A 21,956-nucleotide genomic window follows, 5' to 3' on the forward strand; every position below is an offset into this window, starting at 1 on the left:
CTTCCCGGAGGGAAAACCGCGATCTCCGTCGTCTGGAAATGCTCTAAGCCGTTTGGCGGCATTACCGTCATCCTTGCTACCCTGCCCGTCTCGTCCACGTTTCCGGCAGATCGCGCCATGCGATCCGCTCATATCGACCGACGTTAGGTGTTCAAACTTGTGCGAGGATGAAGGCGGGCTTGAACGGCAAGCCTGTGCCGATCATCCCGGCGAACCCACGCCGGCCGAAGCCGTTACTTGAAGAGCTGGAGGATATTTTCCGCGTTGGCATTGGCGATGGAGAGCGCCTGGATGCCGAGCTGCTGCTGCGTCTGCAACGCTTTCAGCCTCGTCGATTCCTCGTTCATGTCAGCATCGACAAGACGGCCGATGCCCTTGTCGATCACATCCATCAGGCTGGACACAAAATTGTCCTGCATGCTGATGCGGCTCTGCAACGAACCGAGGCTGGAGGCCGTACTCGTCATCGCCTCGAGCTGTCCATCAACAAAAGACATCATCATGTCGATCGCGTCGGCATCGGTATAGGTCGTACCGCCGCCGGCAAAACCACCCATCGCCGCGGCGACCACATCAAGCTTGCCGAGATCGAGCGTGGATACAGAAAAGGCGAGTGAGCGGCTGGCGGCCGTCGGCGCGCCCGCGAGGTCATAAAACCAGTCGGTGGCGCTGGTATCACGATAAGCGGGAGAAACGGTGGTGGCACCGGCAGACGGATTGGTCGCCGTCACCTTCACCCAGGCGTTCTCGGCGAGACGAAGATAATTGACGGCCCCGGCGCTGTAAACATTCGGGTCGGTGTTGGTATCGGCCGCCCCGGCGTTGAGCGCGCCGATCTGTGCGTCGCTGAGCTTCTCGACGACATAGCCGGCATTCGTCGCCTTTCCCGCGGTTGTCGAAGTCTGGGTAACTTCGCTCTCCGTCTTGCTGACGAAAACCGCGTTCTTGTCGAGAATGCCAAGCTTTCCGCCGCTGAGATCGAACAGCACGGTGCTGCCGTCGAGCACATAATCAACCGTGGTGACGCCGACATTGCCTGCGCCCGTGCGGGTGAAGGAGGCGACGACTTTTTTCGTGATCGATTCTTCCACCGGCGGCGTGCCGCCATTGCTGATGCTGGCCTGCAGCCAGTTTTCACCGGAGAAGGAGGCCGACTCGGACGTACTCTTCAGCTGTTCCTGCAGCTGCTTGATTTCGTCCTGGATTTTGCTGCGGTCAGCGCCCACACCGTAGGCAGCGACCAGCTTGGCCTTGATCTTCTTGACGACCTCGATCGTGCTCTCCAGCGCGTCATAGGCGGTATCGACCTTGGCGGCGCCAAGACCCAAGGCGTCCTGCACGGCGGAGAGGGCCGTATTGTCTGACCGCATCGTCGTTGAAATGGACCAGTAGGCGGCGTTATCGGCCGCGGTTTCGACGCGGTAGCCGGATGAAACGCGCGCCTGCGTTGTTTCGAGGTTCTTGTCGATCATGCGCAATGTCTGCAGCGCGGCCATCGCCGCCGCATTGGTCAAAATGCTGGTCATGGGGTCCACCCAACTGAAAATTTCAGAAAAAATCCGGCGCGGTGCCGACAACGAGCAGAAGCATCATGCGCATCGGCGATGACGAAAGGGCCATCGCGACCTGCCGTTCGTTAACAAATCGTTAACGCGATTGGTAACAAACATCGGGGTTGATTTGCAAGGCGTTCGTCGCTCCCGCAGCTAGCTTTCGCACAAACCGGCAGGCTTGGGGCAAGCTCGGGCTCATTCGCAACGGAAAAACCGCTGCGCCCCTGATTCAAAGGGCACAACGGAGATGAAGGGTGCTTGATGTGTGGGCGGTTTACGCCGCTTCGTCCTGCTGAGCAGACACGAATCGGGCGGCCGTCAGGCTTCTGCGGAGAAACTCGGTGTTTTCATCCGGGTTTTCCGAGGGGTTCTGAAACGAGACATGATTGATCTCGATCGCCGCGTGCTGATTGGCCAGCGTCAACTGCGCATAAACCGTCGCGCCCTTCGGCTTGAGCTCCAGATCGAGAACGATCTCCGGGGCGCCTTCCCATTCAAGTTTATATTCGCCGCCAGCACCGAAATTGATTGTGCCGGGATGATAATAAAGCTCGGCAGCGGAAGAAACGAGGTCGGCGATACTGCCGTAGCACTCGAATCGGAGCAGTGAGATCAGGTCGGCCGGGTCTAGCAATCGAAGTTCGGTGGCGATCGGGTTGATCGCCTCTGCGACGATCATTTCCCGCTGTTCAGAATAGGCGGATTTTTTCATTGGTTTTATTGAACCCGTATTTTCGATGACTTCATGGCGTAAACCCGGTGAACGAGCTCAGCCACAGCCTTGTAAAAGACTGGTGGAATCACACTATCTACCGAGACTTGCGCAAACATGGAGCGTGCAAGCGGAGGGTCCTCAAAAACGGGGATATTGTTCTCTTCCGCAATCTCGCGGATTTTCAATGCAATAAGGTCCTGGCCCTTGGCGACAACGACAGGGGCGTCACCTTCTTCACGAACATAACGAAGCGCCACCGCGAAGTGGGTGGGGTTGGCAATGACCAGCGTTGCGCGCGGCACATTGTTGATCATGCGGCGGCGGGCGCGGTCGCGGGCAATCGAACGCTGGCGTGATTTCACCACGGGGTCGCCCTGCGACTGCTTATATTCTTCCTTCACCTCATGCTTCGTCATTTTCAGCTGGCTAAACCAGTGATGGCGTGTCCACAGAACGTCGACGGCGGCAAGCAAGGCGGTTGAAAGCAGGATGACGACCATCATCTTCTTGACGATCTCGATCACCCTTACGAAAATAACCTGCGGATCGGAAAACATCAGATCGATGAGGCTGTAAAAATCACCCCGCAAGGCGAAGAACATGATGACCGCAACGATCATGATCTTGAAAATGGATTTCCCGAATTCGACGAAACCCTGCTTGCTGTAGATACGCGTGAAGCCTTTCGCGGGCGAGACGCGCGACCATTGCGGCCGCACCCTTTCCAGCACGGGCGACGGCAGGTTCTGGAGAAACGACGATGCCAGCCCGAAGACGATGAACATTAGCATCGCCGGCATCAGCAGATAGGCGATCGACGTGCCGAGAAAATAAAGCAGCGACAGCGCATCCGGCCTGGTGCTGAGGTTCCACTGCTCAGGCTGGCCGAAAAGGTCTTTGAGCGTGACGCCGAGACGGCCGGCGCCGTCCGGCAGGAAAAAAACAAGATAACAGTAGAAGGCAAGTGACGAGGCGAAAATCGGCACCTCGCGTGAAAAGGGCAGATTGCCCTTTTCCGCCGCATCACGAAGTTTTTTCTCCGTCGGGTCTTCTGTTTTACTGTCCTTGTCCTGATCGTCTGCCAAGGCACGTTCCCGAAATAAAAAAGGCCCGCCGCTCCCGGCAGGCCGTCATCCCGAAACTAGCGCCCTGGACCGGCCATCGCAATGGCCGGCTCCGCGGTTAAGCCCGGTTATCAACCGGCTTCCGCTCACGCTGCGGCCGACTGCTCCTCGGTCGCTGCTTCTTTCAGCTGGATCTGGCCGGAATTTGCCAGCCGGATTGCTTCCTGCGCCACCGCGCGGCGGGCGATGGCCACTTCGCGGGTGTTGAGCGAGGCCTGCGGAACCGCGAGGTCCGATTCGATCATGCGGCGTTGGCGCGGGCTGATGCTGGAGAGCACACATTCCTTGATTTCCATCGTGGCGCCACGCAGTGCCATCGTCAGAACATCGGCCGAAACATCGTTGAGCAGCAGGACGCGGCTGCGCTGCGGCATGAACATGAGATCGTCGAACAGGAAGATCTTTGGCTTGACCTTGTTGGCGGCTTCCTTGCTGAGCGTCTCGAGCGAGCTCAGCAATGTATCCACCTGCGGCTTCTCCAGTTCGTTCATCAGGTCCGCAACCTTCGTGGAACCGCCGGCATTGCGCTCGGCCTCGATTTCGGTGATGAGATTGACCACACGTTTCTCGATGATCTGGGCAGCCGTCGGGCTGACTTCCTTCATGTTGACGGTGCGGTTCATGATATCGGCGCGCTGCTCTTCCGGAATGGTCAGGAGAACCTTGGCGCCGAAGGATGAGGGCAGCATGGAAAGAATATAGGCGATGGTCTGCGGATGCTCGCGCAACAGGAACTTGCTGACGAATTCCGGCTCGGCTTCCTGCAGGCGGTCCCAGATCGATGCTTCATAGGCCTGGAAGGCCGCACGGCGACCGAGAAGGCTGTCCACCTCTTCAGGGGTCAGGCCCTCTTCGAGAATGCTCTCGATTGCCTTGGCATTGTCCATCAGGCCCGTGCCTTCGGTGAACAGGTCTTCGAACTCCGCCACGATCTGCGCAAGTTCGTCCGGCGGAATGACCCGGAGCGTCTGCGCCGAGGAAATGATCATCTGCAATTCGTGCTGCGTGAAAAATTTCAGCAGCTTGCCGGCGACACCCTTGCCCATGGCAAGCAGCACCGCGGCCGCCTTGTCGGCCTGAGACAACGGCTTGCCCGCAAGGGGATTACCGAAATCCTCGAAGTCCATCATGGTCTTTCCTCTCCGTCCCCACAGGGATCAGGCTTTTCTCGTACTTAATACTTCAATCAATTTTACGCCGAAGCGCGTATCGTCGTCTTCCAAAACCGTTATTTCACCGCGCGCAATACGGCGGCCATTCACCATGATTTCGACCGGCTCGCCAATCTTGCGGTCAAGCGCGATCGTTGCGCCCTCCTCAAGGCTCATCAGCCCCGAAACGAGCATTCTGCTGGTGCCGAGAACGATCTGGACATCAATCGGAATGTCCATGATCATTTCCATGTTTTCAGACAGGCCGCTGCCAAGCGGTGCCTTGACGCCCGCAACCTGCGGGGCGGCAGCAAAATCGTCCATCGCAAAATCGGCCGCTCCGCCACCGAAGGCGGAAAGGTCCGTGTCCGTCGAAACCTCGTCCGTGCTCCCGAAATCGCCAAAGTCGCCGAAATCGGAGAGCGAACCTTCCGCATCCGTCTTGAGGACGCCACGCAGATCGCCGATAGCCTGGTCGAGGTCGCCGCCGTCTTCGAACGACGGCAACGCCGCATCATCGGTCAGGGGTGTTTTCTTCGTAGCCATGCGCTGATTATTCCCTTTGAAACTTGCGTCAGCCTGCCCAAACCCCGAAAGGTCGGTCAGGATTTTAACCCATCAAATGTCGTAAGATCTCGTCGTCCGTGCTGACATTGTTCTTGACCCGAACCATGTAGCGGTCGCCAGACTTGCCGAATTCGCAATTATAGAGCTTGGAGCCGTTGGCGCTGACCTCAACACCGATATCGTCCTGGGTCATGGCCTGAAACGGAATGACATCGCCGGCCACCAGTTTCGAGATCGTGCGCAGCGTCAGCGTCTCGAGCTTGATGCGTGCCTCCAGCGTGACCTGCGATCGCTTGACCTGTTCAGAGATCATCTCCATCCACTCTTCCTGCTTCTTCAAGGCCTGAGCAGAAGCTTTGGGAGCGACGATGGAGGTCTTGAGCAGGGGACGCTGCGGTACGATCAGCGAGAATTCCGACGACACCTTGCCGATATCGATTTTCATGCGGATGGTCACGCCATAAACGCCGGCGATCATCTCATCGAAGGCGCTTTTGCCGTTGGAATTGAAAGGCGGATCGATGGTTGCCTCAAATCCGCCCGGGGCGTTGACACCGGACCGTAGCACACCCCCGATGCGGCCAAGGACCATGGCCGCCAGATCGAGCTCGATATGGGAAAGGCTGCGCTCATCCGGCTCGCCGATACTGTCAGGAGCCGCGCCGAGCATGCGCTCCATGAGTGCAATGACGAAGCCATTGCCAACAGTCATCATGAAATTGGGGCACCAGTTGCGCAACGAACAATCGGCAACCGCAACGTTTGCCCCGACATTGGCGATGAGATCCGTCATCAAGCCCGATTCGGACCCGATATACTCGACTTCGATCGCTATACCCGTTTCGCTGTGGAAGATATCGGGCAGGAATTCGCTGTAGAGATGGCCGATATCATGCCCGATCTTGGCGATCGTCTTGCGATCGGTGAGCCCGCCCGTGAGTTTCGCAAGCAAGGCCGTGTCGATGGCGGGAGCTTTCTGCGCTGCAGCTTTTGCCATGGTCATGCCGCCTTGTTTTCGCCGCCGGGGTTCATCATCTCCTGCTCGACGGCGTCAATTGACGGCCGTTCGTAGTTGGAGATGGTCTTGCGACCGTATTCCAACGCAACCTGCGGCACCGAGCCGTTCATGTAGGCGATCAGCGTCTGCTTGACGATGATATAGAGGCGGTGCTGCTTGGTGCGGACGATCTTCACCTGCGATGCCAGCGGGTTGCAGATCGAATAGGACAGGATGATGCCGAGCATGGTGCCGACGAGGGCCGCGCCAATCAGGCCGCCGAGAACCTCCGGCGATTCGTTGATCTTGCCCATGGCTTTGATGACGCCGAGAACCGCTGCGACGATACCGATGGCGGGGAAGGAGTCGCCCATGGTCGTAATCGCGTGGTAAGGCTTCAGCTTGTCGTGAAGGATGGTCTCGATTTCCTCATCCATCAGCGCCTCGATTTCGTGGCTGCGGGCATTGCCGATGATGATGAGGCGGACATAATCGCAGATGAACGACGTCAGCTCCTTGTTCTTCAGGACCGACGGCGCGCTCTGGAAGATGGAGGACTCATCGGGATTGTCGATATGCGCTTCGATCTCGTTGCGCGACTTTGTGCGCAGGTCGCGCATCAGCGAATACAGCACGCCGAGCACATCGAGATAGTTGCGCTCCTTCGGGACCGAGTGCTTGAACGCCTCGCCGAGCGCCTTGCCCGAGTCCTTCACGACCTTCATGGGGTTTGCCATGATGAAGCCGCCAAGGCCGGCGCCGCCGATGATCATCAATTCGAACGGCTGAACCAGCACGTTGAGATGACCGCCCATCGCCATATAGCCGCCGATGATGCAGCCGAAGGTGATTATAAGTCCAATTACAATATTCATTGATCGACCACGCTCGAACAGTGTTCCATGGCGCCCTGTCTAGAAAATGTGGCTTGCGTGAACCTGTCGGCCAGCCCCGAGCCCCTCTCCTTCTGCAGCCAGTTTCGCACAAGCAAACCGCTGCATGATGTCGACAAAGGCGGACGTGCGCCTTGAGAACGGGATCAAACCAGAGCGGCGGTTCAGTGACTTCTACCTACACCAGTTACAGACTGATCAGTCAGGATATCGGCAAATCGCTGGAGCGGGTATCGACGCAGCCCGACGTGGCGCGCGAGACCGAATATTACCGCTCAAAGATCGGCAGCGTGAAATCCATCGACGATTTCATGGCCGATACACGTCTTTACAATTATGCGCTGAAAGCCCACGGCCTTGAAGATATGGCCTACGCGAAGGCCTTTATCCGCAAGGTGCTGACCGAAGGCACGAGCGACAAGAACGCCTTCGCCAACAAGCTGTCCGACAGCCGTTACGCCGATCTTGCAAAATCACTGGACTTCGCGGGCCTCGGTGCGGCGGCCACCTCCATGGAAGCCGCAAAATCGGGCGTTATCAGCAAATACGCACGCCAGACGTTGGAACAGGAAGCGGGCGACGAAAATAACGGCGTCCGTCTCGCTCTCTATTTCGAGCGCAAGGCGCCAACGATCAAATCGGGGTTCGATTTCCTTGCCGATGATGCGCTGGCGCAGGTGTTCCGCACGACGTTCAACCTGCCCGACGCCGTTGCCGCGTCCGATATCGAAAAGCAGGCGGCGCTGATCGAAAAAAGTATCAACATCAAGGATCTGCAGGATCCTGAAAAGGTGGGCAAGTTGCTCGAGCGCTTCACCATCATGTGGGAAATGCAAAATCCCTCGACGACCTACGACCCATTGGCCGTTTTCGGCTCCTCCAGCGGCTACGGCATTTCTCCCGACCTGCTGATCTCCATCAACTCCCTGAAACTCGGAGGCAAATGATATGCAATCCGGACTATACGTCGCCCTGTCCTCGCAGATCGCGCTGGAGCGCCGTCTCACCACCATTTCCGACAATATGGCGAATGTGAACACGGTCGGCTTTCGCGGCTCCGAAGTTAAATTCGACGAGATGATCGCCAAAAACCACAATGACATGAACGCCAAGGTCGCTTTCGTATCGCAGGGCAACGACTATCTCTCCACCCGTCAGGGCGCTTTCGAGCAGACCGGCAATTCCTTCGATTTCGCGATCAAGGGCGACGCCTGGTTCTCGCTGGATACGCCCGATGGCCAGATCCTCACCCGTGACGGCCGCTTCACCATGCGTCCAGATGGTGCGCTGATCTCCTCCAGCGGTTATCCCGTCCTCGACGCCGGCGGCGGTCCGATCCGCCTTAATCCGAATGGCGGCCCGATCACCGTCGGCCTTGATGGAGCAATCCGACAGAATGACGCTACCGTCGCTTCGCTTGGCATTTTCCAGGCGGATTTTTCTCAAGGTTTCCTGCGGCACCCCAATAGTGGTGTGAAGCCGGTCGCCCAACCGGTTCCGGTGGTCAACAATCATGAAGTCGGCGTCGTTCAGGGCTATCTCGAGCAGTCCAACGTCAACGGCATTTCCCAGATGACGCAGCTCATCCAGGTCAACCGCGCCTTTGAAAGCATTTCCTCGCTGATGCGCGATACGGAATCGACCTTCGGTGAGGGCATCAAGACGCTCGGCGGCGCGCGTTAAGGAAGTGACGAATGACAATGCCGGAATCCATGCTCTCGGCTGACGCCATTTCGCCGAAGCTCGCGCAGCTGGCGGGGCTGGCCGCACATTATGCCGATCCGGAATTTTCGGTGGCGCATGGTGGCCATGTCCGCACCATCGCCGCCGGGCACTACACGGTATCGGGCCTTTCACGGCATGTGCGGCTTGGAGAATTTGTCGCGCACCGCAGCGCGACCGGCATTCACCTCGGCGAAGTCGTGCGCGTGGAGCCGGATATCTGTTACGTCTGCCCTATCGAGCCTGGCGAACCGATCGGCATTCACGACACCGTCATCCGCAAGGGCGCTTTCCGCGTCGCGCCAGACGACAGCTGGTGCGGCCGCACCATCAACGCGCTCGGCGAGCCGATCGACGGCCAGGGACCGCTCGCGCCCGGCATCGAACGCCGTTCGATCTCCAACAACGCACCCCCTTCAATGACGCGCAAGCGCGTTGACACGCCTTTCAAGACGGGTGTCCGCGCTATCGATATTTTCTCGCCGCTGTGCCTCGGCCAGCGCCTGGGCATCTTTGCCGGCTCTGGCGTCGGCAAATCCACCCTGCTTTCCATGCTTGCAAAGGCCGATGCCTTCGACAAGGTGGTGATCGCGCTGGTCGGCGAGCGCGGACGCGAGGTCCGTGAGTTCATCGAAGATACGATGGGCGAGAACATGAGCAAGTCTATTGCCGTTGTCGCAACGAGTGATGAAAGCCCGATGCTGCGCAAGATGGCGCCCCTTTCCGCGGTGACCATCGCTGAGCATTTCCGCGATCAGGGCGACAACGTTCTTCTCATCATCGACAGCGTGACACGCTTTGCCCACGCCATCCGCGAAGTGGCGGTCGCTTCGGGCGAGCCGCCGGTGGCGCGCGGTTATCCCGCTTCTGTTTTCACCGAGCTGCCGCGTCTTCTGGAGCGGGCAGGCCCGGGCGCCGAAGGCACCGGCACCATCACCGCCATCGTTTCCATTCTGGTCGATGGTGACAATCACAATGATCCGATTGCCGATTCGACCCGCGGTATTCTCGATGGCCATATCGTGCTCGACCGCAGCCTCGCCGAGGAAGGCCGTTATCCGCCGATCAATCCGCTCGCCTCTATTTCGCGTCTCGCCAAAAAAGCCTGGACGCCGGATCAGGAGAAGCTGGTCTCGCGCCTCAAGGCGCTGGTCCATCGCTTCGAGGAGACCCGTGACCTGCGCCTCATCGGCGGTTACCGGCCTGGCACCGATCCCGATCTCGACATGGCCGTGAAGCAGGTTCCGATCATCTACGAAACACTGAAGCAGCTGCCGAGTGAACCGGCGGCACAGGATGCCTATGCTGATCTCGCCACCGCCCTGCGGAACGGCGCGCAGAACGGTCAACCGCAGGTAACCCCGAGAATGAGAGGCTGACGCCGTGACGAAAAAACGGAACAATGATGGCCGCGACGACGGCGCGATCACGAAGCCCGCCTTCTTCACGCCCGACCGCCTTCTCGCCTGGACCGGCATCACGCTCGCCGCCGCAGCAGCCTTCTTTCCCTGGTATGTCTTCTTCAACGAGGAAAAGTTTGGGCTGAAGGTGGCAGGCGGCGACCGCACTCGCGATCTGCCCCATACCGGCCCGCGGGAAGTCTTCAGCGTCTCGCCCATGGCCATGACCAACCGCAACAAGGAAGACACCCCGCCGCCGGCGGAGTTGCCCGACATGCTGACGACGGCGACCGTCAATGCGGGCGGCAGGGAAAAGCAGAACGATCTGGCTGCCGGGGTCGAGGACCAGCCTTTCCCCGGCCAGACGTCCTTCCGCCTGTTGCACGTTTCCAATGGCCGGGCGCTGATCGAGGACGGATCCGGCATGTATATGGTCAGGGTCGGATCGACACTGCCGGACAACGCCTTACTGACGAAGATCGAGCAGCGCGACGGCGAATGGCTGATAGAAACGTCTTCCGGGAAGACTTATCGTCCGGAAAAATAGCCGTCGTCTACCGGGCTTACAGACGTCTTCGGGCGCGCACTCAAGGCTTGGCGAAAACTCTTGGCCCACGTCGGTCATCCTCGGGCTTATCTCGAAGATACATTGATTTCAGTGGCTTATGGATCCTCTGGTCAAGTCCGGAGATGACTTCGGCATGGTTTTCATCTGTTGCAATGCTTCAGGGCGTGTCTGGTATCGGACACGCCTTTTGATATTTCAATCGACTTCAATCAGCGCTTTTCGGCTTCTCTCCCCGCCTCATCTCTCCTCGCAAGTCTGACGCAAGATTAGCCCCTTAGGTTCGGGCCATACGAGATGGAGAAGTCTATGCAACCGATTCAACTGTTCGAACTGGCATCCCGCCAAGCGGAATGGCTGAGCGTGCGCCAGGAAGTCGTGGCGACCAACATCGCCAATGCCAATACGCCCAAGTTCCGCGCCAAGGACGTCAGCCCCTTCGAGGCGGTGATGCAGGCCACCAGCCAGCAGGTCGGCATGGCGAGAACCAATCCGGCCCACTTCGGCGAAAGCACGCTCAGCGACAACATCGCCGTGCGCGACAACCCGGTCAACAACGAGATCGGCATGCAGGAATCCGGCAATTCGGTCGCTCTTGCTGAAGAAATGACCAAGACGGGCGAGATCAAGCGGCAGTACGACCTGAACGCCAATCTCGTCAAATCCTTCCATCGCATGATGCTGATGACGGTTAAGAGGTAAACCATGGATCCCTTGAGTGCGGCGAGCAAGATCGCGGGCAGCGGCCTGGAAGTTCAGTCCACACGACTGCGCATCGTCTCCGAAAACATCGCCAACGCAAGATCGACCGGAGATACCCCCGGCGCAGACCCCTATCGCCGCAAGACCGTCACTTTCGGTTCAGAGCTCGACCGCGTGAGCGGCGTGGAGCGCGTGACCGTGAAGAAGCTTGGCGTCGACCGCGGTGATTTCGCCCATGAATACGATCCCGGCAACCCGGCCGCCGACAGCAACGGCATGGTGAAGATGCCGAACGTCAACATCCTGATCGAAATGGCCGATATGCGTGAGGCAAACCGCACATACGACGCCAATCTTCAGGTCATCCGCCAGACACGCGACCTCGTCGCTTCCACCATCGACCTTCTGAAGGCATCGCAATGATCGACGGCATCAAACAACTCGGCTCCCTTTCGCTGACGCGCGGCGCCGGCAGCGTTTCCTCGCTCACCGACAATATTCTCGGCAGCGAGCAGACGACGCCAGCGCAGCAGACCGGCCAGAGCTTCGCAAGCGTTCTCAGCAACGTCTCCGTCGACGCGATGAACAACCTCAAAAAGGCGGAAGTGGCTTCGTTCGAAGGCATTCAGGGCAAGGCGAATACGCGTGAAGTCGTCGATGCCATGCTGTCGGCAGAACAATCGCTACAGACCGCCATCGCGCTCCGAGACAAGATCGTGTCGGCCTATCTCGACATTACCAAGATGCAGATCTAGCCCAGCAGGAATATTGACATGAGAGCTCTTGCCATCGCTGCCACCGGTATGGACGCCCAGCAGACCAATCTGGAAGTCATCGCCAACAACATCGCCAACATCAACACCACTGGTTACAAGCGCGCGCGTGCGGAGTTCACCGATCTTCTCTACCAGACCGAGCGCATGCAGGGCGTGCCCAACCGCGCCAACCAGGCGATCGTACCTGAGGGCGCGAATATCGGCCTCGGCGTTCAGACTTCTGCGGTGCGCAACATCCACACCCAGGGCAATCTGATCGAGACCGGCAACAAGCTCGATGTCGCGATCATCGGACAGGGCTGGTTCCAGATCGAGGCGGCCGACGGTTCGACGCTCTACAGCCGCGCCGGCTCATTCAACAAGAATGCCAACGGCAATCTGGTGACGGTCGACGGCTATAACGTCATCCCGAACATCAACATCCCGACCGACGCACAGGATATTACCGTGACCCGCACGGGTCAGGTGACGGCTCGCATCGGCAACGCTACCGACTTCACCGAGCTCGGCCAGCTCACCATCGCCAATTTCGCCAACGAAGCTGGCCTGAAGCCGCTCGGCGACAACCTCTTCGCCCAGACGCCGGCGTCGGGCGATGCGGTCGTCGGCGTGCCGGACGATCCGAGCTACGGCTACATCAAGCAGTCCTATCTCGAAGGCTCGAACGTCGATGCCGTCAAGGAAATCACCGACCTCATCACGGCGCAGCGCGCCTATGAGATGAATTCCAAGGTCATCACCACAGCTGACGAAATGGCTTCGATTGTCAGCAAGAACCTGAAGTAAGAACGGAAAGGCAGGCGAACATGAGGTTTGGCCGGAACAATAACAGTTACAGAACGGCGCTCGTCCGTATGTGTCTGGCGTCTGCCTTTTCGCTGGGGGCCCTGGCCCCTGCCCTCGCACAGGCGCCGATGGCACTGGTTCCAACGCGGACCATCTATCCGGGCGAGACAATTTCGTCCGATCAGGTGAAGCCAGTTGAAGTGACCAATCCCAATATTTCCTCAGGTTACGCGAGCGACATCAGCGAAGTCGAGGGCATGATCTCCAAGCAGACCCTGCTTCCCGGACGGACGATTCCCGTTGCCGCCCTGCGCGAACCCTCGCTGGTTACGCGCGGCACCAGCGTCAAACTCGTCTTCACCATCGGCAACATGACCCTGATGGCCTCGGGAACGCCGATGACAGACGGCTCGCTCGGCGAAGTCGTCAGGGTACGCAACATCGATTCCGGCGTGATGGTCAGCGGCACGGTCATGAAGGACGGAACCATTCAGGTGATGGCGAAATGAAAGTGCTTCGTATCCTCGCTGCGGCCATCCTGTTTTCGGCACAGCCATTCCTCTCGACGCCACCAGCCCAGGCCGACACCTCCCGCATCAAGGATATCGCATCGCTGCAGGCGGGGCGTGACAACCAGCTGATCGGCTATGGTCTCGTGGTCGGCCTGCAGGGCACCGGCGACAGCCTGCGTTCCTCGCCGTTTACCGAACAGTCCATGCGCGCGATGCTGCAAAATCTCGGCATTACGACACAGGGCGGGCAGTCGAACGCAAAGAACATCGCAGCCGTAATGGTGACGGCCAATCTGCCACCCTTCGCCAGCCCAGGCAGCCGCGTCGACGTGACAGTGAGTTCGCTCGGCGACGCCTCTTCGTTGCGTGGCGGAAACCTCATCATGACGTCGCTTTCCGGCGCGGACGGGCAGATTTACGCGGTCGCGCAGGGAGCGCTGATCGTTAACGGCTTTTCAGCCCAGGGCGATGCAGCAACGCTGACGCAGGGCGTCACCACGTCCGCCCGCGTGCCGAATGGCGCGATCATCGAGCGCGAGCTGCCATCGAAGTTCAAGGATTCGGTCAATCTGGTCCTGCAGCTGCGCAACCCGGATTTTTCAACGGCAGTGCGGGTCGCCGATGTAGTCAACGCCTTTGCCCGCGCCCGTTACGGCGATGGAATTGCCGAACCGCGGGATTCGCAGGAAATCGCGGTGCAGAAGCCGCGCACCGCCGACCTGACGCGACTGATGGCGGAAATCGAAAATCTGACGGTAGAGACCGATACGCCCGCCAAGGTCGTGATCAACGAACGTACCGGCACCATCGTTATCGGCGCGGATGTGCGCATCTCCCGTGTCGCCGTCAGCTATGGAACGCTGACTGTCCAGGTGACGGAATCGCCGCAGGTCATTCAGCCCGCGCCCTTCTCGCGCGGCCAGACCGCCGTTCAGCCCCAGACGGATATCATGGCCATGCAGGAAGGCAGCAAGGTCGCCATCGTCGAAGGTCCCGATCTTCGCACGCTGGTTGCCGGTCTCAACAGCATCGGGCTCAAGGCGGATGGTATCATCGCCATCCTGCAAGGCATCAAATCCGCCGGCGCCCTTCAGGCGGAGCTCGTGCTGCAATGATGGACGCTCAGAAGAGAAACGTATTTTCGAATGGCCTCGTCCGCTTTGCAGCGGTGGCGTCGCTGCTTTTCCTGCTGCCTGCTGCCGGTGCCGAGAGCCAGCAGAATGTGGTCTCGGAACTCAGCACGCAGGACGAAATCCAGAAATTCTGCACCAACATCGCCGATGCGGCCCGCGACCAGCGTTACCTGATGCAGAAGCAGGAGCTTGAAAAGCTCCAGTCCGACGTCAACGAGCGCATCGCCGTGCTGGAAAACCGCAAGGCCGAATATGAGGACTGGCTGGCGCGTCGCGAGCACTTCCTCAACCAGGCAAAAAGCAATCTCGTCGACATTTATAAGACGATGAAGGCGGACGCCGCAGCACCGCAGCTCGAAAAGATGCATGTGGAAATTGCGGCCGCCATCATCATGCAGCTGCCGCCGCGTCAGTCCGGTCTCATTCTCAGCGAGATGGACGCACAGAAGGCCGCCACCGTCGCTGGCATCATGTCGCAGGCGATCGATAAAAACACTTCGAAGGATCCCTCATGAGCACGCGTCGTCTTCCGGCCCTCCTCCTGCCGCTTGCCCTGCTCGCCGGCTGCCAGAATAACCAGACCCTGAAAGAAATCGGTAACGCACCCGCGATGAGTCCGATCGGCAGCGGCCTGCAATTCAGCCAGACTCCGCAGATGGGCATGTATCCCAAGCAGCCGAAACACATGGCGAGCGGCTATTCGCTTTGGAGCGACAGCCAGGGCGCGCTCTTCAAGGACCTGCGGGCGCTGAACATCGGCGACATCCTGACCGTCAACATCCAGATCAACGACAAGGCCGATTTCGACAACGAAACCGAGCGGAACCGCACCAATGCGAGTGGTCTGAACTGGAAGGCAAAGGCGGAAATATTCGGCTGGAACCCGCAGGCGGATTCCAGCATCAAGTACGGTTCAGACACCGACACGCAAGCCAAGGGCAAGACCAAGCGCTCCGAAAAGCTGACGCTGCTCGTCGCCGCCGTCGTGACAGGCATTCTTGAAAACGGCAACCTCATCATCAGCGGCTCCCAGGAAGTGCGTGTGAACCACGAAATCCGCATCCTGAACGTGGGCGGTATCGTACGGCCGCAGGATGTCGATGCGCAGAACATGATCTCCTACGAGCGCATCGCCGAAGCGCGCATCTCCTACGGCGGCCGTGGCCGTTTGACGGAAGTGCAGCAGCCTCCGGTCGGGCAGCAGGTCGTCGACCTGTTCTCGCCACTCTGACGCCGGCACACGGGAACGGGACTGACGCATGGAAAACGAACAGGCAGAGGGTAAGAAAAAATCCTCCTCGATGGTCATGACCATCGCTGGCCTTGCGATCCTCACCGTTCTGGGTGCGGGCGGCGGCTGGCTTGTGGGCGGGATGATTGCCCCGAAGATTGCGGGCGCGCAGGCGCATGCGTCTGCCACCGCCGGCGGCCACGGGGAGACGAAGGGCGAAGGGATCGAGAAAATCGCCGCCGAGGCGAACGGCATTGTCCAGCTCGATCCCATCACCACCAATCTTGCCTATCCCGCGACCAACTGGGTGCGGCTGGAAGTGGCGCTGATGTTCAAGGGGCCGGTGGAAGTAGCGCTGGCGGAGGATATCCATCAGGATATCCTGGCCTATGTGCGCACCGTTTCCCTTCAGCAGCTGGAAGGCCCGCGCGGCTTTCAATATCTTAAGGATGACATCCAGGAACGAGTTGACCTGCGCTCTCAAGGGCGCGTATCCAAGGTCATGTTCCGGACCTTTGTCATCGAATGATTCGATTTCTTGTAACCATCGCCGTCCTCCTCGCCTTGCCGGGCCTTGCCAGTGCCCAGCAATTTCCGTCCGAGCTGTTTAATACACAGGTGGACGGTTCGGTCGCGGCATGGATTATCCGCACTTTCGGCCTTCTGACGGTTCTGTCGATTGCTCCGGGCATCCTGATCATGGTCACGAGCTTTCCGCGCTTCGTGATCGCCTTCTCGATCCTGCGCTCCGGCATGGGGCTGGCATCGACCCCGTCAAACATGATTCTGCTGTCGATGGCGATGTTCATGACCTTCTACGTCATGTCGCCCACCTTCGATAAAGCCTGGACGGATGGCGTGCAGCCGCTGTTGCAGAACCAGATCAACGAGCAGCAGGCCGTGCAGCGTATTGCCGAGCCCTTCCGTACCTTCATGAACGCCAACACGCGTGACAAGGATTTGAAGCTCTTCGTCGATATCGCGCGCGAACGCGGCCAGGACGTGATGACCGACAACGTCGTCGATTATCGCGTGCTGGTTCCGGCCTTCATGCTGTCGGAGATCCGGCGCGGTTTCGAGATCGGTTTCCTCATCATCCTGCCATTCCTGGTCATTGACCTCATCGTCGCGACCATCACCATGGCCATGGGTATGATGATGCTGCCGCCCACCTCCATCTCCCTGCCGTTCAAGATTCTTTTCTTCGTGCTGATCGACGGCTGGAACCTGCTTGTCGGCAGTCTCGTCAGATCGTTCAACTGACGACGCCTGTGCCGGTTTGACACCCGTTAACCCTGTTTTTTAACCCCGCGTGCCCACGGCCGCGGGGTTTTCGCGTTTTGAGCCTTTGTTTACCATTTTTGCTAAGCGAGTGGTAACTATAGATCTGGATCAAAAATTTACCAATTCAATAAATCCAGTAGTAACCATAAGTACACTCCACTATTTCTGGACACTCAAATTAATAATTGGGCAATTTTTCGCTGCGAAATTCCAATCACACGCAGCGGGTTTGGTTTCTGAAACTGAGTATTTCTGAACCGAGTGGCATGAAGCCGAAACGTTGCGACCGGTAATACAAAGCCCGGTATGTCCCCACTCCAGTATCTCGTAAAAACAAAGGGACACATTTATTATGGCAAGCATTCTCACTAACGCTTCGGCGATGTCCGCTCTCCAGACGCTGCGCTCCATCTCCAGCGACATGTCCACGACGCAGGATCGCATTTCCACGGGCATGCGCGTCGGCGCCGCCAAGGACAACGCCGCTTACTGGTCCATCGCAACGACCATGCGTTCGGATAAGGGCGCTATTAGCGCTGCCCAGGACGCTCTTGGCCTCGGCGCCGCAAAGGTCGATACGGCTTATGCCGGCATGGATGCCGCAATCAAGGTCGTCACCGAAATCAAGAGCAAGCTCGTTACCGCCACCGAACAGGGCGTTGACAAGGCAAAGGTTCAGGAAGAACTGAACCAGCTGAACCTTCAGCTGGCAAGCGTTGCCAACGGCGCGTCCTTCAACGGCGAAAACTGGTTGGTCGGTGCCGCCGGTGACAAGACTGTCGTCTCGGGCTTCGTCCGCGACGCGACCGGCGTAAAGGTGACGACCGCGACCTACACCACCACTCCGCTTTTCGCCAGCGTCGACCCGGCAACGGGCGCCGGCACGGGTGGCCTGCTGACCGGCACCATCGCGATCAACGTTTCGACGTCCACCGACCTTGCCGCCGACCTGACCACCGTGGAAACGGCTCTCAAGGCAATGCAGACATCTGCATCCAACCTTGGTTCGATCTCTGCTCGCATCGACCTGCAGCAGAGCTTCGCCGACAAGCTGGGTGATGCTCTCGAAAAGGGCATTGGTCGTCTGGTCGACGCCGACATGAACGAAGAGTCCACCAAGCTGAAGGCTCTGCAGACGCAGCAGCAGCTGGCAATCCAGGCTCTCTCGATCGCCAATAGCGACTCGCAGAGCATCCTGTCGCTCTTCCGTTAAGAGCCACGCTTCTCATAGCCCTTGGGGGCTGGGGGACAGATTTCTTCTCAGAGCCAATCGGGGGCTGACCGAACGCAGATGAGATAGAAGGCATAAAGGTCCGGAAGGCTGAACCGGACCCGATACATGCATGAGGCCGCATCCTGAAACGGGTGCGGCCTTATCTTTTTTTTAAACATTTGAGGTTACGCGCGTGCGCGCGCAAGAGTTGCATTTTAATTATTGCTGCTGCTGAATTTCTTTTGCCGTTTATCGATTCATTAACCAAACCCGCGTTACCTAATGCTCATCGAAACGGTGAGCTAACGTTTAAAATCAGCCAGTTAGCAAGCATGATGCTGCGCACCGTTCCCGGTGAAACCGGAATGTCCCTTCTTTAATCAGCCATTCAAGGGGCACACTACTATGACGAGCATTATCACGAATGTCGCAGCAATGTCTGCGCTCCAGACCCTGCGCTCTATCGGCCAGAACATGGAAACCACCCAGGCACACGTTTCCTCCGGCCTTCGCGTTGGCGACGCTTCTGACAACGCTGCCTACTGGTCCATCGCGACCACCATGCGCTCCGACAACATGGCGCTTTCCGCTGTTTCCGACGCGCTCGGCCTCGGCGCCGCCAAGGTTGACACCGCTTCTGCCGGCATGAACGCTGCAATCGACGTCGTCAAGGAAATCAAGGCAAAGCTGGTTACGGCGACCGAAGAAGGCGTCGACCGCTCCAAGGTTCAGGAAGAAATCAGCCAGCTGCAGAAGCAGTTGGTATCGATTGCGCAAGGCGCTTCCTTCTACGGTGAAAATTGGCTGGTCGGCGTAGCGACCGGTACAGCGGCCGCCCCGGATAAGTCCGTTGTTTCTGGCTTCGTTCGCGCTTCCGGTGGCACTGTCAGCGTAACCACGACGAAATACGCTCTCGACACCACTGCTGCCGGCAATGTTCTATTTGATTCAATCGATGCCGCCACCGGAGCTCCTGGCAATGCAGGTATTCTCGGTACAACCAGCACAATTACCGGGGCAACCGTTACCGATCAGTCCGTCTATACTCTGGACCTCAATTCATTCACAGCAGCAAACCGTGCTACCAACATGGCCGAAGCTCTGACAATGGTCGAAAGTGCGTTGAAGGCAATGACGAGCGCGGAAGCAAAGCTCGGCTCGCTGTCCATGCGCATCGGTCTACAGGAAGACTTCGCTTCCAAGCTGTCGGACTCCATCACCAAGGGTGTTGGCCGCCTCGTAGACGCCGACATGAACGAAGAGTCCACCCGCCTCAAGGCCCTGCAAACCCAGCAGCAGCTCGGCGTTCAGGCCCTGTCTATCGCTAACAGCGACTCGCAGAGCATCCTGACGCTGTTCCGTTAATCGGAAGCTTCGATCGAAAAAAATCAACCGCGCCGAAAGGCGCGGTTTTTGTTTGTGCGCGCGCCTGCGAAATTCACGCGATTTTTTGATTAAGAGTTCATTAACCAAATCACGGCTAAATCAGCGCATCGAAACGACTCGTTAACCAAGACGAAAAAGAGGTTAACAGGCATCACGCCGCGCTGTCGTTTCCGGCGATCCCGGAATGTCCCTTCCTTTTAGCCAGCTCAGAGGGGCAATTATGACAAGTATTCTTACAAACATCGCCGCCATGTCGGCTCTTCAGACGTTGCGCGGCATCAGCAGCCAGCTCGAAGAAACCCAATCCAGAGTGTCTTCCGGCCTGCGGGTAAAGTCGGCCTCCGATAACGCCGCCTATTGGTCGATCGCAACAACCATGCGTTCCGACAACATGGCGCTCTCCGCTGTTCAGGACGCGCTCGGACTTGGCGCCGCCAAGGTCGATGTTGCCTATTCTGCAATGGAAAGCACCGTCGAAGTCGTCAAGGAGATCAAGTCCAAGATCGTCGCGGCAACCGAAGAAGGTGTCGACAAGACGAAGATCCAGGAAGAAATCGATCAGCTGAAGAAGCAGCTCGAATCGATTGCCCAGGGCGCATCCTTCAGCGGCGAAAACTGGTTGCTGGGCACTGGCGCAAAGACCGTCGTTTCCGGCTTCGTGCGCACCGCGGGCGGCACCGTCAGCGTGACGAAAACCGACTACACGCTGGTCGACACCACCGCCGGCACGACGACCGCCAATGTGCTTTTCGGCCTGACAGGCACTCCCGCGACGCTTGATACGACGAAGGGCATCATCGGCCAGCCCGGCACGGCCTCCGGCATTTCCATTTGGGATATCGATCTCAAGCTGTTCAACGCGGCAACACCACCGACTTACACCATCGGTAATCTTCTGACCGATGTTGAAACCGCATTTCAGTCGATCAGCAGCGCGTCCGCCGCCCTCGGCTCGATCAAAATGCGCATTGGCCTTCAGGAAGACTTCGTCTCGAAGCTGACCGACTCCATCGACAAGGGCATTGGCCGTCTCGTTGATGCTGACATGAACGAAGAATCCACAAAGCTCAAGGCTCTTCAGACACAGCAGCAGCTGGGCATCCAGTCGCTCTCCATTGCCAACACCAGTTCCGAAAATATTCTGTCGCTATTCCGTCAGTAAGCGGCGCCCGATGGCTACGGGCGGTTTCGTCCCGCTCTGGCAGCAACAGAATATTCGGATATGGAAACCGCGCTTCGCAAGGGGCGCGGTTTTCCTTTTGCTGACGATCGACCGATACGCGCATGCGTCCACGATTTGGCCGATCAGCTTAACAACCAAAATAAGTATTTGATTTTTCGGAGAGAATGGTGCTGCTAGAGAGATTTGAACTCTCGGCCTCTCCCTTACCAAGGGAGTGCTCTACCCCTGAGCTATAGCAGCATCCGGTGCCGAAGCATTTGCTTCAGCATCAAGCGTGGCGGCCTATTGCCATAGGTTTTTGACGAGCGCAAGTCGCAAAACGATATTCTTCATCCAGCAGGGCAAAAAAGCGTGCCCCCTGTTGAAAAATGCATTTTTCAGATATTGCTCACTCTATGAACGACCATCATGACAAACAGGCAACGGCCACCGTTTCCCGTGGCGCTTCTGACGACGCCTCTGCAGCGCCGGCCGATGGCAAGGCCCAGGCGGGGCCCGGCGAAAAGGCGCGGCAACGGGAGGCGGAGCGGAAGGCGCGGGCGGCGAAGAAGCTGCGGGAAAATCTCCTGAAGCGCAAACAGCAGGTTCGCGCGCGCCGCGCGGGCGAGGAAGACCACACGGTTGGCCTGCCTGCCGCAAAAACGGACGAATCATCTTCATAGACAATTCAACCAGCATAAATTGAAACGCCGTGGAAACTGGTCTATGGACACGCCTTTCCACAAGGCAGGATAAGAAAGGCGGGCAAAGGCCCGTAGGGACGCATGGATCGCATCAGAATTACGGGTGGCAATACGCTCAACGGCATCATTCCCATCTCCGGCGCCAAGAACGCGGCCCTGCCGTTGATGATCGCATCGCTTCTGACAAGCGATACGTTGACGCTCGAAAACGTCCCGCATCTGGCGGACGTGGAGCAGCTGATCCGCATTCTCGGAAATCACGGCGTCGATATCTCGGTTAACGGCCGCCGCGAAAGCCAGGGCGAAGCCTATTCCCGCACCGTACATTTCACCTGCCGCACCATTGTCGATACGACAGCTCCCTATGAGCTGGTCTCCAA

At 58.4% G+C, this 21,956-nt stretch carries 25 protein-coding genes, 1 tRNA gene and 1 pseudogene; 19 read left to right on the forward strand and 8 right to left on the reverse strand.

The window, feature by feature from the left end; translation table 11 throughout:
- Positions 1–233: 233 nt before the first annotated feature.
- The 7 genes from ACUTJJ_RS07110 to motA form a co-directional block, all read right to left on the reverse strand.
- On the reverse strand, positions 234–1,526 hold the full coding sequence (locus tag ACUTJJ_RS07110; protein WP_063949711.1) for a flagellin N-terminal helical domain-containing protein: 1,293 nt from the start codon (positions 1,524–1,526) through the stop codon (positions 234–236).
- Positions 1,527–1,827: 301 nt separating this feature from the next.
- Complete coding sequence (locus ACUTJJ_RS07115) at positions 1,828–2,265, reverse strand: hypothetical protein (RefSeq protein ID WP_063949710.1); 438 nt, start codon at positions 2,263–2,265, stop codon at positions 1,828–1,830.
- A gap of 5 nt (positions 2,266–2,270) precedes the next feature.
- Positions 2,271–3,353, reverse strand: a complete 1,083-nt coding sequence (gene flhB, locus ACUTJJ_RS07120) for a flagellar biosynthesis protein FlhB (RefSeq protein ID WP_445541761.1) — start codon at positions 3,351–3,353, stop codon at positions 2,271–2,273.
- A 125-nt stretch (positions 3,354–3,478) separates the two neighbouring features.
- Complete coding sequence (fliG, locus tag ACUTJJ_RS07125; RefSeq protein WP_063949708.1) at positions 3,479–4,522, reverse strand: flagellar motor switch protein FliG; 1,044 nt, start codon at positions 4,520–4,522, stop codon at positions 3,479–3,481.
- Between the two features lie 27 nt (positions 4,523–4,549).
- Entirely contained in the window at positions 4,550–5,089 is a 540-nt protein-coding gene (fliN, locus tag ACUTJJ_RS07130; protein WP_296065496.1) for a flagellar motor switch protein FliN, read from the reverse strand.
- Between the two features lie 64 nt (positions 5,090–5,153).
- Entirely contained in the window at positions 5,154–6,113 is a 960-nt protein-coding gene (locus ACUTJJ_RS07135) for a FliM/FliN family flagellar motor switch protein (RefSeq protein ID WP_296065498.1), read from the reverse strand.
- The gene (gene motA, locus ACUTJJ_RS07140; RefSeq protein ID WP_063949705.1) at positions 6,110–6,982 is read right to left on the reverse strand and encodes a flagellar motor stator protein MotA; all 873 of its coding nucleotides are present in this window, start codon (positions 6,980–6,982) and stop codon (positions 6,110–6,112) included. Before motA ends, ACUTJJ_RS07135 begins: the two co-directional genes overlap by 4 nt.
- Positions 6,983–7,167: 185 nt before the next feature.
- Between motA and ACUTJJ_RS07145 the strand changes: the two genes are divergently transcribed.
- The 17 genes from ACUTJJ_RS07145 to ACUTJJ_RS07225 all read left to right on the forward strand — a co-directional run bounded on the left by ACUTJJ_RS07145 (position 7,168) and on the right by ACUTJJ_RS07225 (position 20,872).
- Positions 7,168–7,947 (forward strand): DUF1217 domain-containing protein, encoded by a 780-nt coding sequence (locus ACUTJJ_RS07145; RefSeq protein ID WP_063949704.1) that lies wholly within the window; start codon positions 7,168–7,170, stop codon positions 7,945–7,947.
- Between the two features lies 1 nt (position 7,948).
- On the forward strand, positions 7,949–8,683 hold the full coding sequence (flgF, locus tag ACUTJJ_RS07150; RefSeq protein ID WP_063949703.1) for a flagellar basal-body rod protein FlgF: 735 nt from the start codon (positions 7,949–7,951) through the stop codon (positions 8,681–8,683).
- An 11-nt stretch (positions 8,684–8,694) separates the two neighbouring features.
- On the forward strand, positions 8,695–10,101 hold the full coding sequence (gene fliI / locus ACUTJJ_RS07155; RefSeq protein ID WP_445541762.1) for a flagellar protein export ATPase FliI: 1,407 nt from the start codon (positions 8,695–8,697) through the stop codon (positions 10,099–10,101).
- 4 nt (positions 10,102–10,105) lie between these two features.
- Complete coding sequence (locus ACUTJJ_RS07160; protein WP_445541763.1) at positions 10,106–10,669, forward strand: hypothetical protein; 564 nt, start codon at positions 10,106–10,108, stop codon at positions 10,667–10,669.
- Between the two features lie 327 nt (positions 10,670–10,996).
- Complete coding sequence (gene flgB / locus ACUTJJ_RS07165) at positions 10,997–11,389, forward strand: flagellar basal body rod protein FlgB (RefSeq protein WP_144575859.1); 393 nt, start codon at positions 10,997–10,999, stop codon at positions 11,387–11,389.
- Between the two features lie 3 nt (positions 11,390–11,392).
- A complete protein-coding gene (flgC, locus tag ACUTJJ_RS07170) occupies positions 11,393–11,812 on the forward strand; it encodes a flagellar basal body rod protein FlgC (protein ID WP_063949700.1) in 420 nt (139 codons plus the stop codon).
- Positions 11,809–12,144, forward strand: a complete 336-nt coding sequence (locus tag ACUTJJ_RS07175; RefSeq protein WP_445541764.1) for a flagellar hook-basal body complex protein FliE — start codon at positions 11,809–11,811, stop codon at positions 12,142–12,144. The genes flgC and ACUTJJ_RS07175 overlap by 4 nt, the downstream gene beginning before the upstream one ends.
- An 18-nt stretch (positions 12,145–12,162) precedes the next feature.
- Positions 12,163–12,951 (forward strand): flagellar basal-body rod protein FlgG, encoded by a 789-nt coding sequence (gene flgG / locus ACUTJJ_RS07180; RefSeq protein WP_063949698.1) that lies wholly within the window; start codon positions 12,163–12,165, stop codon positions 12,949–12,951.
- 20 nt (positions 12,952–12,971) lie between these two features.
- Positions 12,972–13,460, forward strand: a complete 489-nt coding sequence (gene flgA / locus ACUTJJ_RS07185) for a flagellar basal body P-ring formation chaperone FlgA (RefSeq protein WP_209085388.1) — start codon at positions 12,972–12,974, stop codon at positions 13,458–13,460.
- Positions 13,457–14,578: a flagellar basal body P-ring protein FlgI gene (locus tag ACUTJJ_RS07190; RefSeq protein ID WP_144575863.1), complete on the forward strand. Its 1,122-nt coding sequence runs from the start codon at positions 13,457–13,459 to the stop codon at positions 14,576–14,578. The genes flgA and ACUTJJ_RS07190 overlap by 4 nt, the downstream gene beginning before the upstream one ends.
- On the forward strand, positions 14,575–15,111 hold the full coding sequence (locus ACUTJJ_RS07195; RefSeq protein WP_063949696.1) for a MotE family protein: 537 nt from the start codon (positions 14,575–14,577) through the stop codon (positions 15,109–15,111). The genes ACUTJJ_RS07190 and ACUTJJ_RS07195 overlap by 4 nt, the downstream gene beginning before the upstream one ends.
- Positions 15,108–15,827, forward strand: coding sequence for a flagellar basal body L-ring protein FlgH (gene flgH, locus ACUTJJ_RS07200; protein ID WP_063949695.1), 720 nt, complete (start codon positions 15,108–15,110; stop codon positions 15,825–15,827). Before ACUTJJ_RS07195 ends, flgH begins: the two co-directional genes overlap by 4 nt.
- Positions 15,828–15,855: 28 nt before the next feature.
- The gene (locus ACUTJJ_RS07205) at positions 15,856–16,356 is read left to right on the forward strand and encodes a flagellar basal body-associated FliL family protein (protein ID WP_445541765.1); all 501 of its coding nucleotides are present in this window, start codon (positions 15,856–15,858) and stop codon (positions 16,354–16,356) included.
- Entirely contained in the window at positions 16,353–17,090 is a 738-nt protein-coding gene (gene fliP, locus ACUTJJ_RS07210) for a flagellar type III secretion system pore protein FliP (RefSeq protein WP_063949693.1), read from the forward strand. The genes ACUTJJ_RS07205 and fliP overlap by 4 nt, the downstream gene beginning before the upstream one ends.
- Positions 17,091–17,463: 373 nt before the next feature.
- Entirely contained in the window at positions 17,464–18,324 is an 861-nt protein-coding gene (locus ACUTJJ_RS07215; protein WP_445541766.1) for a flagellin N-terminal helical domain-containing protein, read from the forward strand.
- A gap of 405 nt (positions 18,325–18,729) precedes the next feature.
- The gene (locus tag ACUTJJ_RS07220) at positions 18,730–19,689 is read left to right on the forward strand and encodes a flagellin N-terminal helical domain-containing protein (protein ID WP_445541767.1); all 960 of its coding nucleotides are present in this window, start codon (positions 18,730–18,732) and stop codon (positions 19,687–19,689) included.
- A 241-nt stretch (positions 19,690–19,930) separates the two neighbouring features.
- Positions 19,931–20,872, forward strand: a complete 942-nt coding sequence (locus ACUTJJ_RS07225; protein ID WP_445541768.1) for a flagellin N-terminal helical domain-containing protein — start codon at positions 19,931–19,933, stop codon at positions 20,870–20,872.
- A 186-nt stretch (positions 20,873–21,058) separates the two neighbouring features.
- Here ACUTJJ_RS07225 and ACUTJJ_RS07230 read toward each other — a convergent pair.
- Positions 21,059–21,133: transfer RNA gene (locus ACUTJJ_RS07230), tRNA-Thr, on the reverse strand.
- 155 nt (positions 21,134–21,288) lie between these two features.
- Here ACUTJJ_RS07230 and ACUTJJ_RS07235 point away from each other — a divergent pair.
- Together ACUTJJ_RS07235 and ACUTJJ_RS07240 are read left to right on the forward strand one after the other, a co-directional pair.
- Complete coding sequence (locus tag ACUTJJ_RS07235; RefSeq protein ID WP_445541769.1) at positions 21,289–21,555, forward strand: hypothetical protein; 267 nt, start codon at positions 21,289–21,291, stop codon at positions 21,553–21,555.
- A 102-nt stretch (positions 21,556–21,657) separates the two neighbouring features.
- A pseudogene (locus ACUTJJ_RS07240) lies at positions 21,658–21,956 on the forward strand (UDP-N-acetylglucosamine 1-carboxyvinyltransferase); the annotation flags it as partial.

Source organism: Agrobacterium sp. DKPNP3 (assembly GCF_052686535.1).

Bases quoted from the DNA above. Each gene is read 5' to 3' on its own strand.
- ACUTJJ_RS07110 (WP_063949711.1), bottom strand. From the start codon at position 1,526: ATGACCAGCATTTTGACCAATGCGGCGGCGATGGCCGCGCTGCAGACA.
- ACUTJJ_RS07115 (WP_063949710.1), bottom strand. From the start codon at position 2,265: ATGAAAAAATCCGCCTATTCTGAACAGCGGGAAATGATCGTCGCAGAG.
- fliG (WP_063949708.1), bottom strand. From the start codon at position 4,522: ATGATGGACTTCGAGGATTTCGGTAATCCCCTTGCGGGCAAGCCGTTG.
- fliN (WP_296065496.1), bottom strand. From the start codon at position 5,089: ATGGCTACGAAGAAAACACCCCTGACCGATGATGCGGCGTTGCCGTCG.
- ACUTJJ_RS07135 (WP_296065498.1), bottom strand. From the start codon at position 6,113: ATGACCATGGCAAAAGCTGCAGCGCAGAAAGCTCCCGCCATCGACACG.
- motA (WP_063949705.1), bottom strand. From the start codon at position 6,982: ATGAATATTGTAATTGGACTTATAATCACCTTCGGCTGCATCATCGGC.
- flgF (WP_063949703.1), top strand. From the start codon at position 7,949: ATGCAATCCGGACTATACGTCGCCCTGTCCTCGCAGATCGCGCTGGAG.
- fliI (WP_445541762.1), top strand. From the start codon at position 8,695: ATGACAATGCCGGAATCCATGCTCTCGGCTGACGCCATTTCGCCGAAG.
- flgB (WP_144575859.1), top strand. From the start codon at position 10,997: ATGCAACCGATTCAACTGTTCGAACTGGCATCCCGCCAAGCGGAATGG.
- flgC (WP_063949700.1), top strand. From the start codon at position 11,393: ATGGATCCCTTGAGTGCGGCGAGCAAGATCGCGGGCAGCGGCCTGGAA.
- ACUTJJ_RS07175 (WP_445541764.1), top strand. From the start codon at position 11,809: ATGATCGACGGCATCAAACAACTCGGCTCCCTTTCGCTGACGCGCGGC.
- flgG (WP_063949698.1), top strand. From the start codon at position 12,163: ATGAGAGCTCTTGCCATCGCTGCCACCGGTATGGACGCCCAGCAGACC.
- flgA (WP_209085388.1), top strand. From the start codon at position 12,972: ATGAGGTTTGGCCGGAACAATAACAGTTACAGAACGGCGCTCGTCCGT.
- ACUTJJ_RS07190 (WP_144575863.1), top strand. From the start codon at position 13,457: ATGAAAGTGCTTCGTATCCTCGCTGCGGCCATCCTGTTTTCGGCACAG.
- ACUTJJ_RS07195 (WP_063949696.1), top strand. From the start codon at position 14,575: ATGATGGACGCTCAGAAGAGAAACGTATTTTCGAATGGCCTCGTCCGC.
- flgH (WP_063949695.1), top strand. From the start codon at position 15,108: ATGAGCACGCGTCGTCTTCCGGCCCTCCTCCTGCCGCTTGCCCTGCTC.
- ACUTJJ_RS07205 (WP_445541765.1), top strand. From the start codon at position 15,856: ATGGAAAACGAACAGGCAGAGGGTAAGAAAAAATCCTCCTCGATGGTC.
- fliP (WP_063949693.1), top strand. From the start codon at position 16,353: ATGATTCGATTTCTTGTAACCATCGCCGTCCTCCTCGCCTTGCCGGGC.
- ACUTJJ_RS07215 (WP_445541766.1), top strand. From the start codon at position 17,464: ATGGCAAGCATTCTCACTAACGCTTCGGCGATGTCCGCTCTCCAGACG.
- ACUTJJ_RS07220 (WP_445541767.1), top strand. From the start codon at position 18,730: ATGACGAGCATTATCACGAATGTCGCAGCAATGTCTGCGCTCCAGACC.
- ACUTJJ_RS07225 (WP_445541768.1), top strand. From the start codon at position 19,931: ATGACAAGTATTCTTACAAACATCGCCGCCATGTCGGCTCTTCAGACG.
- ACUTJJ_RS07235 (WP_445541769.1), top strand. From the start codon at position 21,289: ATGAACGACCATCATGACAAACAGGCAACGGCCACCGTTTCCCGTGGC.